This window comes from Acinetobacter higginsii (genome assembly GCF_000369525.1).
GTDB classification, from domain to species: Bacteria; Pseudomonadota; Gammaproteobacteria; order Pseudomonadales; family Moraxellaceae; genus Acinetobacter; species Acinetobacter higginsii.
On record NZ_KB850070.1, the window covers coordinates 49,428 to 63,645 of the forward strand.

At 39.9% G+C, this 14,218-nt stretch carries 12 protein-coding genes; 6 read left to right on the forward strand and 6 right to left on the reverse strand.

Annotated features, from left to right (window positions below; genetic code table 11):
• Positions 1-33: 33 nt before the first annotated feature.
• From F902_RS00790 to fae, 4 genes are all read right to left on the reverse strand, one after another.
• Positions 34-1,395, reverse strand: a complete 1,362-nt coding sequence (locus F902_RS00790; RefSeq protein WP_005200291.1) for an MFS transporter — start codon at positions 1,393-1,395, stop codon at positions 34-36.
• 125 nt (positions 1,396-1,520) lie between these two features.
• Complete coding sequence (locus F902_RS00795; protein ID WP_005200294.1) at positions 1,521-2,960, reverse strand: NAD-dependent succinate-semialdehyde dehydrogenase; 1,440 nt, start codon at positions 2,958-2,960, stop codon at positions 1,521-1,523.
• Between the two features lie 4 nt (positions 2,961-2,964).
• Positions 2,965-3,993, reverse strand: a complete 1,029-nt coding sequence (locus F902_RS00800) for an aldo/keto reductase (protein ID WP_005200296.1) — start codon at positions 3,991-3,993, stop codon at positions 2,965-2,967.
• Positions 3,994-4,004: 11 nt separating this feature from the next.
• Positions 4,005-4,520 (reverse strand): formaldehyde-activating enzyme, encoded by a 516-nt coding sequence (fae, locus tag F902_RS00805; protein ID WP_005200298.1) that lies wholly within the window; start codon positions 4,518-4,520, stop codon positions 4,005-4,007.
• A 228-nt stretch (positions 4,521-4,748) separates the two neighbouring features.
• On the opposite strand from fae, the gene F902_RS00810 reads away from it, so the two are divergent.
• The 3 genes from F902_RS00810 to F902_RS00820 all read left to right on the forward strand — a co-directional run bounded on the left by F902_RS00810 (position 4,749) and on the right by F902_RS00820 (position 8,116).
• Positions 4,749-5,924 carry a hypothetical protein gene (locus tag F902_RS00810; RefSeq protein WP_005200300.1) on the forward strand — a complete coding sequence of 392 codons (1,176 nt, stop codon included), beginning with the start codon at positions 4,749-4,751 and terminating at the stop codon, positions 5,922-5,924.
• A gap of 186 nt (positions 5,925-6,110) precedes the next feature.
• The gene (locus tag F902_RS00815) at positions 6,111-6,995 is read left to right on the forward strand and encodes a LysR family transcriptional regulator (RefSeq protein ID WP_004802518.1); all 885 of its coding nucleotides are present in this window, start codon (positions 6,111-6,113) and stop codon (positions 6,993-6,995) included.
• A gap of 185 nt (positions 6,996-7,180) precedes the next feature.
• On the forward strand, positions 7,181-8,116 hold the full coding sequence (locus F902_RS00820) for an LpxL/LpxP family acyltransferase (protein WP_005200307.1): 936 nt from the start codon (positions 7,181-7,183) through the stop codon (positions 8,114-8,116).
• Positions 8,117-8,175: 59 nt separating this feature from the next.
• Here the strand turns inward: F902_RS00820 and F902_RS00825 are convergent, their stop codons facing one another.
• Positions 8,176-9,741, reverse strand: coding sequence for a PT dipeptide repeat lipoprotein (locus F902_RS00825; RefSeq protein ID WP_005200309.1), 1,566 nt, complete (start codon positions 9,739-9,741; stop codon positions 8,176-8,178).
• Between the two features lie 135 nt (positions 9,742-9,876).
• Here F902_RS00825 and F902_RS00830 point away from each other — a divergent pair, with 135 nt between their 5' ends.
• Genes F902_RS00830 through F902_RS00840 form a run of 3 tightly spaced genes read left to right on the forward strand, consistent with a single transcriptional unit; the run spans position 9,877 to position 12,777 of the window.
• Positions 9,877-11,118 carry a cupin-like domain-containing protein gene (locus F902_RS00830; protein WP_005200311.1) on the forward strand — a complete coding sequence of 414 codons (1,242 nt, stop codon included), beginning with the start codon at positions 9,877-9,879 and terminating at the stop codon, positions 11,116-11,118.
• Between the two features lie 49 nt (positions 11,119-11,167).
• Positions 11,168-12,046 (forward strand): DUF6502 family protein, encoded by an 879-nt coding sequence (locus tag F902_RS00835; RefSeq protein ID WP_005200313.1) that lies wholly within the window; start codon positions 11,168-11,170, stop codon positions 12,044-12,046.
• 2 nt (positions 12,047-12,048) lie between these two features.
• Entirely contained in the window at positions 12,049-12,777 is a 729-nt protein-coding gene (locus F902_RS00840) for a hypothetical protein (RefSeq protein ID WP_005200314.1), read from the forward strand.
• Between the two features lie 316 nt (positions 12,778-13,093).
• Here F902_RS00840 and F902_RS00845 read toward each other — a convergent pair whose 3' ends face one another.
• Positions 13,094-14,218 carry an endonuclease/exonuclease/phosphatase family protein gene (locus tag F902_RS00845; protein WP_005200316.1) on the reverse strand — a complete coding sequence of 375 codons (1,125 nt, stop codon included), beginning with the start codon at positions 14,216-14,218 and terminating at the stop codon, positions 13,094-13,096.

Here is a 14,218-nt window from a genome sequence, read left to right on the forward strand (position 1 = left end):
GCCACGTCAAAAATCTAATCAGATAGACTGTACTTATGGTAGCTCTTTTGAAGCCGTATAAGCCTTTATTTCATCAACTTCAGATGCCTCGACCAAAGATAGATTTTTAGTTTCTGGGGCCCATAAAATCGAAATAATGGTTCCAAAAACCAGAATACATACCAGTAATAACATCGTGGCAGTCATCCCGATCTGTAACAGACTGATTGGAAGAATAAAAGTACTTGCTGCAGAACCAAATCGGCTCACTGCTGTGGCGATCCCAATACCACTAGAACGAACCTCAGTCGGAAAACTTTCTGCAGGGAAAACACCAACTAAATTACTGACTGCAGATAAAATCATCGTAAATGCGGCAAACAAGAGTACCAATGCCCAGTTCAATGTTTCAGGCAATATGGTAATCAACAGTAAGCTGACCGAGAGCAATACGAAGGAATAGATTAAGAAACCGCGACGGGAAAATTTATAAGTACAGTAAATACCGATTACTGCGCCGAGTAGCAGCATCAAATTTAAGATGGTTTCTGTAGTGAAATCATTGGATAACTTCATCAATTCTAGAATCATCGGCAAAAAGGTATAAATTGCAAAATACGGCATCACAATACAGGTGAAAAAGATGCAGTTGAACAAAGTCCGTTTCAGGTATTTTTGACTAAACAATAATTTAATACTGGAAAAATTATTTTGCTGTGCCAACTGATCTGTTTCACTCTCAATCGTTACATTTGCTCCAAAATATTTTTGAACAATCGCCCGAGCCTCATCTTTACGTCCATGTTGCATCAACCACCGTGGGGATTCTGGTGTTCCAATTCGTGCAATTAAAATAATTGCCGCAGGGATTGCTGTTGAGGCGAGTAAATAACGCCATGTATCAGGCCCAAGATCTAAATCAATCACGAACTTGGCAATGAACGTTGCCAGTACATAACCAAATGTCCACACCACACTAAATGAGCCTAAAATTGCACCTCGACTTTGTTTAGGTAAAAACTCCGCCAACAATGCATGCCCGACGGTATAGTCCCCTCCCAGCCCAATTCCCATGAGTACGCGGCAGAGAAACAGTTCTAAAGGTGTAGAAGCATAGAACTGGGCAATCGAACCAATCAGGACCAAAATGAAGCTAATACAAAAGATCTTCTGTCGACCTAATTTATCTGAAATAAATCCAAAAAATAAACTTCCTACAAATAGACCTATCAGAACAGCACTTCCGATTGCACCCTGCCAAAAGGAATCCAGCTGCATCAGAGGGGTAATTAAAGTGAAAACCATCCCAATCAAACCAATGATATAACCATCAGTTAAATGTGCACCGAAAGTCAAAGCCGTTATTTTGAAATGAAATTTGTTCAATGGCACATTATCAATATTTACGGTATTCATATACGCTCCCATTCCATGGAGTAAAATTGAATATTTCTTCTATCCAAAAAACTTAAAAAAGTAATGACGACACCTCATCGATAGACCTCAGATCAGTTCCTTTGAGATCTATCCTCGTCCGTCAATTAAGCAAGGCCACCGAGCAAGATGTACTTAATGTTTTGATACTCGTCTAAGCCATATTTCGACCCTTCACGACCAAAACCGGACTCTTTCACGCCACCAAAAGGTGCTACTGCCGTCGAAATAATACCCTCATTGATTCCCACCATTCCGACTTGCAATTGATCTGCAACCCACCACGTTCTCTTTAGATCTTTGGTATAGAAATATGCAGACAGCCCATATTGGGTGTTGTTTGCCAGTGCAATCGCTTCCTGATCCGAAGCGAAGGAAAAACATGCTGCGACAGGCCCAAAGGTTTCCTCATGCGCGACTAGCATTTTGTCATTGGCATGCTTAATGATCGTAGGTTCATAAAAGAGCCCACCCAACTGATGCGCTTTACCACCCGTCACAATTGAACCACCCTTTGCTAAGGCATCATCAATGTGACGCTGCACTTTTGCCATCGCAGCCTGATTAATTAATGGCCCTTGCGTTACACCCTCTACAAAACCATGACCAACTTTGAGTTTCTGAACCTCTGCCGTGAGAAGTTCAACAAATGATTCATAGACCTTTTCATGAATATAAAATCGGTTGACACAAACACAGGTCTGCCCAGTATTTCTATATTTTGATGCCATTGCACCCTCAACCGCCGCCTCTAAATCAGCATCTTCGAACACAATAAAAGGGGCATTTCCACCAAGTTCAAATGAGGTTTTCTTTAAAGTATCCGCAGCTTGACGCATTAATAATTTGCCCGTCACAGTAGACCCCGTAAAACTGATTTTTTTCACTTTCTCTGAGTGCTGTAAAGTTGCGCCAATCTCCTGCGCATTCCCAGAAACAACATTAAATACCCCTGCAGGCACACCCGCTTGCTCTGCCAGAACTGCAAGTGCAAAAGCTGACAGAGGTGTTTCTTCCGAAGGTTTTAAAATCATAGTGCAGCCCGCAGCCAAGGCTGGGGCAACTTTACGTGTCACCATTGCTAATGGAAAATTCCAAGGGGTAATCGCGGCAACGACACCAACAGGCTCCTTGGTGACCATGATTTTTGTTTGCGCTTTAAATGTAGGGATAATATCGCCGTAGTTACGTTTCGCTTCCTCAGCAAACCACTCAAAGAAACTGGCAGCATAGACCACCTCACCTAAAGCCTCAGCTAAAGGCTTACCTTGTTCCTCCACAAGAATCTCTGCCAATTGCTGCCGATACTCCAGCATCAATTCACCCCAGCGTTTCAAGACTTGTGTTCGCTCAGCGGCAAGTGTTTTTTTCCATGTTTCTAAAGCATGATCAGCTGCCACAATTGCATGTTCTGTTTCTTCAGCACCGCATTTTAGAACCTGACTCACTTCTTGCGCATTTGCTGGATTAAAAACAGGATAAGTATTGGCTTGACCTGCCAACCACTGACCATTGATAAAACTGGTATTTTTCTTTAAATTTAACATCTTATTACACCCCTACATCTACAAAACAGCCTTTAGCCTCACGAGCAATGCGCGAAATACGCTTCTCACTGGTATAATCATTAATCAGATCGCAAGGGGTATAATTACGATCAATTTCATATAATTCATCGTCGTTGAATTGGGTCTCTAGGGCTTGAATTGCAGTTTTAAATTGATCTACATTATCAGCGCCGACCAACATACTGTGAATGCCAGGGCGCTGCAGTACCCAAGCCTGTGCAACCTGTGCCATTGTTAAATTTTTATTTTGGGCCACTTTGTTCACCGATTTTACAATTTCAAAACTCACAGCGTCGTTATACATCTGCTGGGTAAAGAAATCGGTGGTATTTCGGGTTGAACTCATTTCACCACTTAAAATGCCACGGGCTAATGGGCTGAATACTGAAACGCCAATCCCTTGATCAATACAGAAAGGAATCATTTCCCGTTCTTCTTCCCGATAAGCACAGTTCAGTTGCAACTGCATATTGATTGGTTTGACAAAACCATTGCGCTCACATGAGATTAAGATTTTTGCCAACTGCCCAACGGTCATGGTAGACACACCAAAATAACGTGCTTTTCCAGACTTGATAATTTCATTCATGGCAGCAAGCGTTTCATCTACTGGGCTATCGACATCAAAAAAGTGCAGCATATAAATGTCGACATAATCCGTACCAATGCGTTTTAAAGATTGATCGATACTACTGAGGATATTCTTTCTAGAATGTCCTGTTTGATTGATGCCTCCACCTGTTCCATAGCCAACTTTTGTGGTGATGACCACCTCATCACGATTGACCAGTTTATGAATAATTCCACCAACAACTTCTTCGCCTTTTCCTGCCGAATAAAAATCAGCAAGATCAATAAAATTGACCCCTGAATCCAGTGCATATTTAATAATTGGAGCACTTTGCTCAGCATTAAAAATCCAGGGTTTCCAAGAAGATGAACCCATATTCATGGTGCCTAAACATAGGCGCGAAACTTTTAAACCTGAATTTCCTAAATTGATATATTCCATGGTCTTCAACCTTAGTGTTTAGGGGTATAAAATGGATTTTTGATTTGTTTGAGTGCGACTAAATCATTCTTTAGCGGTAAATAATTCAATGCTGCATGAATTGCCCGAACACAAGCGTTGTAATTATTGTGATACACCTCATCCAAATCATTACAACTCGGATTAACCCAATTCGCGGTGACAATGGCCCACTCATTTTCAGCCTCAGGAGGAAATATCCCAGACGAGAGTGCTTCATTGATGGCCTTAGCAATACCCGCTTGTGATGCCCCCCAAGTCGCATTTGCATGCAAATCCCCTTGAATTTCCGCTTTATTGACATACAAAGTCATTGGTTTCACGGGGATATTGGGTTGAGCAATCACCATAAATGGACAATGACCTTGAGATGGTGAAGACAGACTATTTGCAAAAGCCTGTCCGACAGGACCACCACGTGGACCAATTAAAATATTGATATGTGATGCATTGACCCCCTCACCTTCAAATCCCTCGCCGATATAAACTGCAGCAGTTAAATTATCCATGTACTTTCCTTGATCGAATAAACTGCTATTACCATCCCTCGTTTTAAATAAAAATAAAATGCAAATTAATTCACAACACTATTAAAAAATCTAATATTAAAAAAACTCACACTGCTGTGAATTAAATTCATAGCAATTGTTAAATTTTCATTATAAATAAAACCTCAAATATGTTTTATTAACCAAAAACAAGGAAATTAAAATTAAATTTATTTTCAAGGATGAAAAATGTTAAAAATAAAATCAGCACCAATTAAAACTCTACTTTTCATAGGTAGTTTAGTAATAAGTCAAACCATTTATTCTGGAATAAAAATTGGCGAACCAACTTCAAGTTTAGGTCAATTAAATGTGGGTGGTGCAATCCGAGGTAAATATGTCTATGACCATGACGCCAACCCGAGTAGTAGTAAATTTTCTTTTAGTGATGCGATCTTAGCGCTCAACTATGAGTCTGCAACGCTTATTGGCGGGCTAGATTACCGTCTATATGAATATTATGGTCATATCGGTGATGCAAGCTGGTTAACAGATGCTTGGCTTGGCTATAAAATCAATCCAAACAATAAAATCATTGCAGGTTTAAACCCAGTCCCATTTGGATTAGATCGTTATTGGGGAAATACCTTTTTTCTTGGCATTGCCAATGTGATGGGTCTTGAAGATGTACACAATATTGGGATTAACTATCAATTCAAAACTGATAAAAATCAATTATCTTTAGCTTTCTATCCAATTGATGGTGGCAATTTTAGAGGGCATTCAAAAGATGCACGGCACTTCAGTATTAATATGGTCAATGCCGATGATTATGTTGAGAATGGAACCAATACCCAAGAAAAAAACATGATCATTGCCCGTTATGCATACTCTTCAAACTATGCTGACCTCAACTATCAACTTGGTACATCGGTCTGGTACTCAGACATCGAAAACAAAAATTATTCCAGCACAGGATCACGTCAAGTATGGTCTATTTTTGCTGATTTTAATTATCAAAGTTGGAATAGCAAATTATTATTTGGTCATCAAGACATTGATAATAAAGACCGCTTGAGTCCTGATCATATTAGCTTGGGCGGATTTGACTATTCTTATAATTCAGCAACGCAAGGAGACTTTTTTTCAACTGAGTTTAGCTACTTAATTCCATATCATTTTGAATATGCACAATCCATTCGCCCTTATCTCAATATCAGTGGTTATATCAATAAAAAGCATAGCAATACTGATAGTTATAGAGTTATTCCAGGTATTGCATTTAAAATTAAAGACCTTACCATTCAAGCAGAGCATTTAATCGGAAAGTATGATCCCTACCTTGGTGATCAAAATGGTTTAGCACAAGGATCAAATAATAACTGGAATCAAAAAACATATATTTCACTTGCTTATTATTTTTAACCAACCGATAGAATACTCCTTATTTAAATTATAAAAATTATTTTTATAGTTAAAGCACATCATCCAAAATATACGCTATGCTAGACTTAGTACAATGGATTGTGATGAAGATTAACCATTAAATCAGGAAACATGGCTTTAATCTTCATCTTATAAATATCAAGGATATGATAAAAGGACGTATGGATGCGACAATTACCTCCCATGAACGCTTTACGCATCTTTGAAGAGGTGGTTAAGCATTTAAATTTCTCTCATGCAGCACAATCTCTCTGTCTGACGCATGGGGCTGTCAGCAGACAAATCAAATTACTAGAAGAATATTTAGGCGTTCAGCTTTTTCTGAGATCACCCAAAGGAATCGAACTCACCTCTCATGGTCTCGAGTTCGCAAATGATATGCAAATTGTGTTTGATCAAATTGAAGCATCCACACTCAAATTTAGAGCAAAAAACATCCGCACAAAACTCAATATTGAGGCCCCACCAACATGGTGTAATCGAATTCTCTCCCCAAATTTAAAAAACTTTTTGCTTACCAACAAAGACTATTCATTTACAGTGAACTATACTCAAGATGCTGAAAACACTGAAGTTGCTGTAGATACGGATATTCGTATTCGATTTGGCCTCTCACCGGCCCACCATTGTCAAAGCAGCTTATTATTAAAAGAAGACTATGTAATGGTCGCCAGCCCACAACTATTTAAAGATGAACTTGCTCCCAATCTTCAAGACTATCCTCTTATCCATGTGTTATATAACCGTAAAAGACTAGATACATGGCAAATCTGGTTAAAACAAAACCATTATATAGATTTAAGCGATTCACATTGTGCAATCGAATTTTCAACAACAGAACAAGTGATTCAAGCTGCTGTTGCTGGTTATGGTATTGCGATTATCGATAAACCTATGATTCGGAATGAACTCAATATAGGTACTCTAAAAACGATGATAGATACGGATATCCAAAGCAAGTATGGTTATTGGATCGATATTCCCTTTAACAAAGCGACTCTTCCAAAAGTTCAAACCTTCAAATTTTGGTTGGAAACCTTATTAACCTAATCTCTTTGCTGGGCATGTTAGCAAGGCTTATTCAGTATCTTGTTTCAATCTATGAACGTATAGATGTCCTTTTTGTGTCGCTAGAGACACTAAAACAGCTTTAGTATTATTTTACATTTAAAGTTGCCAAACTCACTTCATGTTACACTGCTCTGAAATTCAACGTTATTCTCTTTACTAAGTTTATGAGTCAAAATCAGTCTTATATCCCTGGCGAATTTCAATGGAAATTTCTATTACCCAAATACTGGAAAATTTGGATCGCCATTCTATTTCTTATGCTATTGGTCATTCTCCCATGGGCTATTCAATGGCGCTTGGCACATGGTTTGGCCGCTTTATGCTGGCGTGTGCTCAAATCACGCCGTAAAACCACACTTCAGAATTTAGAGTTGTGTTTTCCAGAGTGGTCACCTGCCGAGGTTGAAACGCAAGCCAAACAAGTTTTTGTGGATATGATGCTTGGTGTATTTGAAACCCTCAATGCTTGGTACTGCCCCAAATGGTTTAAAGGCCGCCATAGTATTGAAGGCTTAGAACATATCACCGATGCAAAAGCACAAGGTAAAGGCGTGTTATTACTCGGCACCCACAGCACCTTATTAGATGCAGGCGGTTATATCTGTTCTCAATATTTTGAACCCGATGTGGTGTATCGCCCACAAAACAATCCGCTGTTGGATATGCTGATTTATCGCTGTCGTGCCACCATTTATCAACATCAAATCGATCACGATGATATGCGTGGTTTGATCCGTCGACTCAAAGATGGTGGTGCAATCTGGTATAGTCCTGATCAAGATTTTGGTTTAAAACAAGGCGTGATGGCTCCTTTCTTTGGTGTTCCAGCGGCAACCGTGACTGCTCATCGTCGTTTACTCAAAATTTCGAAAGCGGTTGCAATCCCATTGTATTTCTATCGTTATGGCGATGTTCGCAATCCACAATATAAAGTACTGATTGAGCCTGTTGTGGACAATATGCCAAGTGAAAATGAAGTCGATGATGCGATTCGAGTGAATAAAATTATTGAAGCTCAACTTCGTATCGCACCTACGCAATGGATGTGGTTCCACCGTCGTTTTAAAACCCGTGCCGAAGGTTTCGACAAAATCTATTAAGCTAAAAAAGCCGCCTCATGAATCAATGAAGCGGCTTATTACTCAAACAATAACCACAATTAATTCGGGAAAATCACACCAGTACTCAAATCAAAATAAGTTGGGGTGTTGCTATACACCGAACCCAATTTAACATTAATGAACCAACCCAAGTTACCTTGATCTTGTAAACGGTTTTGAATTTCGCTCGGTAAATCCAATTTATAAATCGCATCTTCTTTAAAGACTTTAGATTCAATATTGGCTGTGCTTTCACTATCACGTTCAAATAAATAACCCTTGGTATTAAAGAACCCAATCGCATTGTCTTTATCAATTAAGTGATAACCTTCAGCCGCTTGTTGTTTCAGTAATAAATCAAGCTTGGTTGGATTGTCATCATAGAATCCAGCTTCTGTTTTTGGCATTTCAAAATAACGATAGCTATAGGTTCCATTATGGGTGCTGCTATTTACACAAGTTGGGATGTAATACATGTCATCCTTAGTGCCATTGGTTGTGAAGTCTTCACCCGCAAAGATTAATTTACAACCTTGTGCGCCGAGCTCATTGAATGCAGCGAGAATACTTGCTCTGGTTTTATTGGTTAAGAAACGATTGTCATAAGTATAGGTTGCGGGTTTCTTATCATTTTTCACAAATAAATATTTATAAGTATTGCTTGGATCCTCTCTCAAGAACGACTTATAAATAAAGCCAGACTGACCTTGTTTTTTCATTTCAGCTAATTTGAGCACATATCTATTTGCAATCACATTGGTGGTGATGTCAGCAATTTTATAGCTATAGGTATCAGTTGAAGCATTGTTTTTGACATATAAGTTTTTAGGTTCAGGGAAATCGCTATTGGCTTTTTTTACATCCAAAGACGTAGCTGCTAAGGCAAAACCTTGACCACCCTGCTCATTGGCTTGTGCCAAGAAATTATCCCAAGATGGCTGGTTATCCAAAATACGATAACTTGCAGTCGCATTCTTCACTGTCGGTTTTAATAAGCTATAACCTTCGACATTGGTACGGGTATAACAAGTGACAACTTTAGATGGATCGACTGAATCCATATAAGTTTGAATATCCTTGATATTTGCAGTTTCACTCACTGCACACATGCCGTCACCTTTAAAGGCATAAGCTGAAGCAATTCCATTTGGTCGATAGCGATCACTATATTTCACTCGGTTTGCCGTGGTTGTACCGCTGGTTTCAGTCGCTGCAATCTCGCTAATCAGTGCATCATCTGATGCAACATCGTAAGTTTTAATGACTGCACCAGTACAATCCTCTTTTTCAAATTGACGGGTTTCCGTCGTAAAGCGAACACTATTATCGGAGGTCTTATGTACTGTTAAATTGGTTCGTGCTCCCTTATGACAGAATCCACCCAACCATGAACCCACAAAACGATCAGCCACGACTGGAGTTGGTGTAGGAGTCGGGGTGGGCGTTGGAGTGGGTGTAGGTGTTGGAGTCGGGGTAGGTGTTGGGGTCGGTGTAGGTGTAGGCGTTGGAGTCGGGGTAGGTGTTGGTGTTGGGGTCGGTGTTGAATCTGAATCATTATCAGATCCACAGCCCACCAAGATTGCGCAAGTTACGCTAAGTGCTAGTTGAGTCCATATATTTTTCATTGCATCACCCTCTGTGTGATTTTTTCACATATTTGTGTATGTGAAAATTTAACACTTTTATTCTTGAGTGCAAATATGTTTATGCGTAAATTAATAACGAAAGGTAAAATCATTTTTTATTGATGGTTGGAAGGTATGGATGCTCAAGAAAACTTAGCAAGACAATTCAATGCTTTACCGAAAGAATGGCAGGCATGGTTAGAGGAAAATTTAGAGCGTGGTTGTGCGCCAATTGATTTAGCCAATATTCTGTTGCGTGAAGGTTTAATTGACCTGAATAAAGATTTTTCTGCTCCGATATACACTGAAGAGCAGCACTACCGAGAACTTGAACAGGCAGCAGCTGCAGAACAAACCCAACTCAGCAGTACATTTACACCAGAGCAAAAAAAATGGTTGGCTCAGATGCTACTGGATGGTTTAAGCAAAGCTGAGATTTATCAGTCATTGATGAAGCAAGGATTTAATGAAAATGATATTGCATTCGAATGGGTACAGTTAAAGCAGCATCCTTATTTTCAAATCGCCGAAGAGCAGCACTTCCTACTCAAAAAACGTAATTGGCTGCTGCATACTTTAGATCGTTTTGCCCGTTTAAATCCTGAATATCAGCTTATTAAACGAATTTCAAAACCTGATTTTGCAGATTTTATCCAACAGTATTACAGCCGAAACTTACCGGTAATTTTGACTGATGCTATCCAGCATTGGCCTGCTTTACACAAATGGTCACCACAATATTTCAAACAGGCTGTCGGTACACAAGAAATTGAAGTTCAGTTCAATCGTGAACAAGATCCTTTATTTGAACGTAACTCGATTCAACATAAAACCAAAATGCGGATGAGTGATTTTGTTGATTTAATCGAACAAACCCCACATTCCAATAATTTTTATATGACAGCGAACAATGCCAAAGCTAGCCAATCTAGTCTGGCTGCATTGTTTCAAGATATTGATCATTTTCATGGCTATACGGACCACGCCCAAGTCTATGATCGTAGCTTCATCTGGTTTGGCCCTAAAGGTGCCTTTACCCCCTTACACCATGATTTGACCAATAACTTTTTAGTACAAATTTATGGACGGAAAAAAGTCACCCTGATTCCTGCAATGCAAACACCACACCTCTATAATGATGTCGCCGTATTTAGTAGAATTGCCGATCCTCATCGTCCTGATATAGTGAAATCATTTCCAGATTTTGCCCATAGCAGCAAAATCGAATGTATCCTGAATGAGGGCGAGGCCTTATTCATTCCGCTAGGTTGGTGGCATTGTGTCGAAAGTTTAGACATTTCTATGAGTGTTTCCTTTACTCATTTCAATATCGACAATGCGGGCGCTGAATCCTTTCCTTCACTAAGCGGGCATTAAAAATTGTGTCAGCCAATGACTTAACCGAATCCGTTCTTAAGGTGTTCTAATGGTAAAACCAACAGACCAAGTCATCAACACAGCGTCATCTGAATTGAATGCACAAGGTGTGATTCCGCAAGATGCAGAAACGACATTGGATAGCATTTATCCCATGATGCAGCATATCGCACGTTGGTTAATCCATTCAGGTGTTGGCTATACCGATTTCGTGGCTGCGCTAAAACCAATTTTTTATGAACAAGCCTTGGTTGAATTAGAACGAATCAAACAGAATAAAACCGATTCAGCAGTCAGTTTATTATCGGGACTGCATCGTAAAGATGTCAGCGCTTTTCGACAACAAGCCAATCAAGTCACCAATGAGACTCCTAATTTTGCCATTAGTGTTCCTGCCCGCGTCATTGCCCGCTGGATTGCCCTTGATCTCCCCCATCAAATTCCTGTTTCCGGTGAGGAAAATAGTTTTGAAGCCTTGGTTAAACACATTTCAACAGAAAAGCATCCGCGCTCGATTTTGTTTGAATTACAGCGTTTAGGTGTAGTTGTGCAAATCGATCAAGAGGTCGTATTACAACAACATAGCTTTACCCCAGATAACCAAATGCAAGAAAGTAAAGCCCTGTTTTCTGCCAATCTCAGTGACCATTTGGCTGCAGGGATTGATAACTTTATCAGTGAGAAACCCTTTACCCATCTCGAACAAGCTGTACATGCCGAAAAATTAACAGCACAATCTGTTGAGGCACTTCGGCAGTTGAGTATTACACTTTGGCAAGACATGGCAAAACAACTTTTAAATGCCGCGATTCAGCATTGTGATCAAGACCAAGAAAAAGATGATGCACATTATCAATTTCGCTTTGGTGTCTACCAGTACGATACTCAGATAAAACTACAAGTGCCTTATATTTTTAAGGATAAATAACAATGAGAAGCTTATTGCTCGTAACTTTTTCTTTTACTTCAGTGGTTGTCTTAACCGCCTGTGGAGAAAACTTTTCTGTTGCCAATGTGAGTCTAGGTGGTAGTGGCTCCGGTACACAAAAACCATTACCTGGTGGAGGAAATCCGCCTGTCACTGGCGATAAAGGTAAAGATGATGAGGAGGAAGATCAATATGATTATTTTGTTACCTTCCCTGATGCCGTAAATGATGAATGTACTGGCATACAACGTAGTATATATTTCATTGATGCTGGGACTAAGCAGCCTCAAATTGCTGGAACTCAGCAAAGTAGTCCCTCTCAAATCGTTCAAATCAATATTAAAAATACAACGCCGAATTATATATTTGAAAAAATTCCTCAATGTCATCCAGTAGAACTTCGGGCAATGTCTGGGAAAATACTTCTGCTTCCCGATCAATATTTAAGATGTTCGGCAGAGCAATATACTGTGCAGGTTTTACAACCTTATGAAGTTAAAACTTTTGAGTTTGGCTTTAGAATTCCACAAGGTGATGACACTTTATTAGTTCGTTACCCAACACAATATTCATCTAATTTGCCCGATGCCCAAACCCATTGGAGCAGTTGCCCAACCTTAGACATTCATCTTCCAGTTACCCAACAGTTGATCCCTAAATCGGGCGAAAAATTACCAGCATCAAAACCAGATCTTGGCGAACCACCCTCTGGCAGAAAGCCACAACAATAAGCCATATATAATCGGGCTAAAAAATTAAAACCCGAGTTCTGCATCCTGCAAAACTCGGGCAAATGAGGTTGTGCTTTCAAACTACTTTTATTATCCTGCGTCCATCGCATGCATCATATCCATGATGACTTTTCCATCTCAGCGTTGCTATCCTTAAGCGGAAATCCATTCCTGCGTCCTTGTGCTGATGTATTTAGAATAAACCTTTTAACGATGTAGCACTATTCGTTGCAGACTTAAATCTATGTACGAAATAACGTACATTGATTAGGTAAACTTTAAAATCAGCTAATTGCGCACACATCTTCTCGCTGAATCAGTTTTCCATTTGTTGTTTATGTGGTTGAGCTAAAGGATCTGTCACCGGCTTCTCCTCTTGCTCCGCCTTTTCGATTCCATCTTGTATGGCTTCCTGAGCCTCCTGCTCATCCTCAGCGGTCTGCTGCAACGATTGTTGCTGCTGTTCAAACACCCGTCCTGTTTGTAAGACCACATACACCGGAAAATGATCTGAACCAATATGTGGCAGGCGCTTCATATCGACCAAACCAAAATCGGTACTATGAAAGATATGATCCAATGACCAGCGTAACAGCGGATAATCCGCATGGAAGGTATTCATAAAATAGCGCCCGACTCGAGGATCAAGCAAGCCACTAATCCGCTGAAATAAACGCGTTGTTCTTGACCATGCCACATCATTCAAATCCCCCATCACGATACAGCTCTGATCAATATCTTCAATCTGATCACCCACAATCAGTAATTCGGCATCTCTTAAGGTCGAATCTTTGGCCTCTGTTGGACTCGGTGGTTTAGGGTGCAAACAATACAACTGCACTTGCACGCCTGATGGCAAAGTCACTGCAGTATGAATCGATGGAATTTCATTACTCAAAATAAATTTAACTTCGGTGTCGTTTAAGGGCAAACGACTATAAAGATGCATGCCATATAGGTTTTCTAAGGGTACTGCCACACGGAAAGGATAATCGTCTTCAATTGGGCTCAGCGCTTGCTGCCATTCAGCATTCGACTCCAGCGTAAGTACCAAATCTGGCTTTAAAATTTCAATCTGTTCAAGTAACAGATGATATTTGTGATTAGGTGTCAGTACATTTGCCACCAATAAGGAAATTTGTTGCTCTGGATTGAGTTGCGTCTTTTTGACTTTTTTGACTTGCTTGCGCCATAACGGCGTATAAGGCAACACCATTTTAAGCTGATAGGCTATCGCTGCAACCAGCCCGAGAAAGAGCAGTTCAGTACTCAAGGTCCAATCGGAAAGTACAAATAACATCGCAAAAAATGTGATGATCCCAAGTGCTAATATTTGTAATCTCGGAAAGTCTGCACCCCGAAACCACCATTCATCTCTGGGGATCAAAGACCAAAATGAAAGCCATATCACCAGCGCTGCGCAAATCTGAATCCATATCAT

Excerpts from the sequence above, each read along its gene's own strand:
- F902_RS00790 (WP_005200291.1), bottom strand. The coding sequence starts at position 1,395 with ATGAATACCGTAAATATTGATAATGTGCCATTGAACAAATTTCATTTC.
- F902_RS00795 (WP_005200294.1), bottom strand. The coding sequence starts at position 2,960 with ATGTTAAATTTAAAGAAAAATACCAGTTTTATCAATGGTCAGTGGTTG.
- F902_RS00800 (WP_005200296.1), bottom strand. The coding sequence starts at position 3,993 with ATGGAATATATCAATTTAGGAAATTCAGGTTTAAAAGTTTCGCGCCTA.
- fae (WP_005200298.1), bottom strand. The coding sequence starts at position 4,520 with ATGGATAATTTAACTGCTGCAGTTTATATCGGCGAGGGATTTGAAGGT.
- F902_RS00810 (WP_005200300.1), top strand. The coding sequence starts at position 4,749 with ATGTTAAAAATAAAATCAGCACCAATTAAAACTCTACTTTTCATAGGT.
- F902_RS00815 (WP_004802518.1), top strand. The coding sequence starts at position 6,111 with ATGCGACAATTACCTCCCATGAACGCTTTACGCATCTTTGAAGAGGTG.
- F902_RS00820 (WP_005200307.1), top strand. The coding sequence starts at position 7,181 with ATGAGTCAAAATCAGTCTTATATCCCTGGCGAATTTCAATGGAAATTT.
- F902_RS00825 (WP_005200309.1), bottom strand. The coding sequence starts at position 9,741 with ATGAAAAATATATGGACTCAACTAGCACTTAGCGTAACTTGCGCAATC.
- F902_RS00830 (WP_005200311.1), top strand. The coding sequence starts at position 9,877 with ATGGATGCTCAAGAAAACTTAGCAAGACAATTCAATGCTTTACCGAAA.
- F902_RS00835 (WP_005200313.1), top strand. The coding sequence starts at position 11,168 with ATGGTAAAACCAACAGACCAAGTCATCAACACAGCGTCATCTGAATTG.
- F902_RS00840 (WP_005200314.1), top strand. The coding sequence starts at position 12,049 with ATGAGAAGCTTATTGCTCGTAACTTTTTCTTTTACTTCAGTGGTTGTC.
- F902_RS00845 (WP_005200316.1), bottom strand. The coding sequence starts at position 14,218 with ATGATATGGATTCAGATTTGCGCAGCGCTGGTGATATGGCTTTCATTT.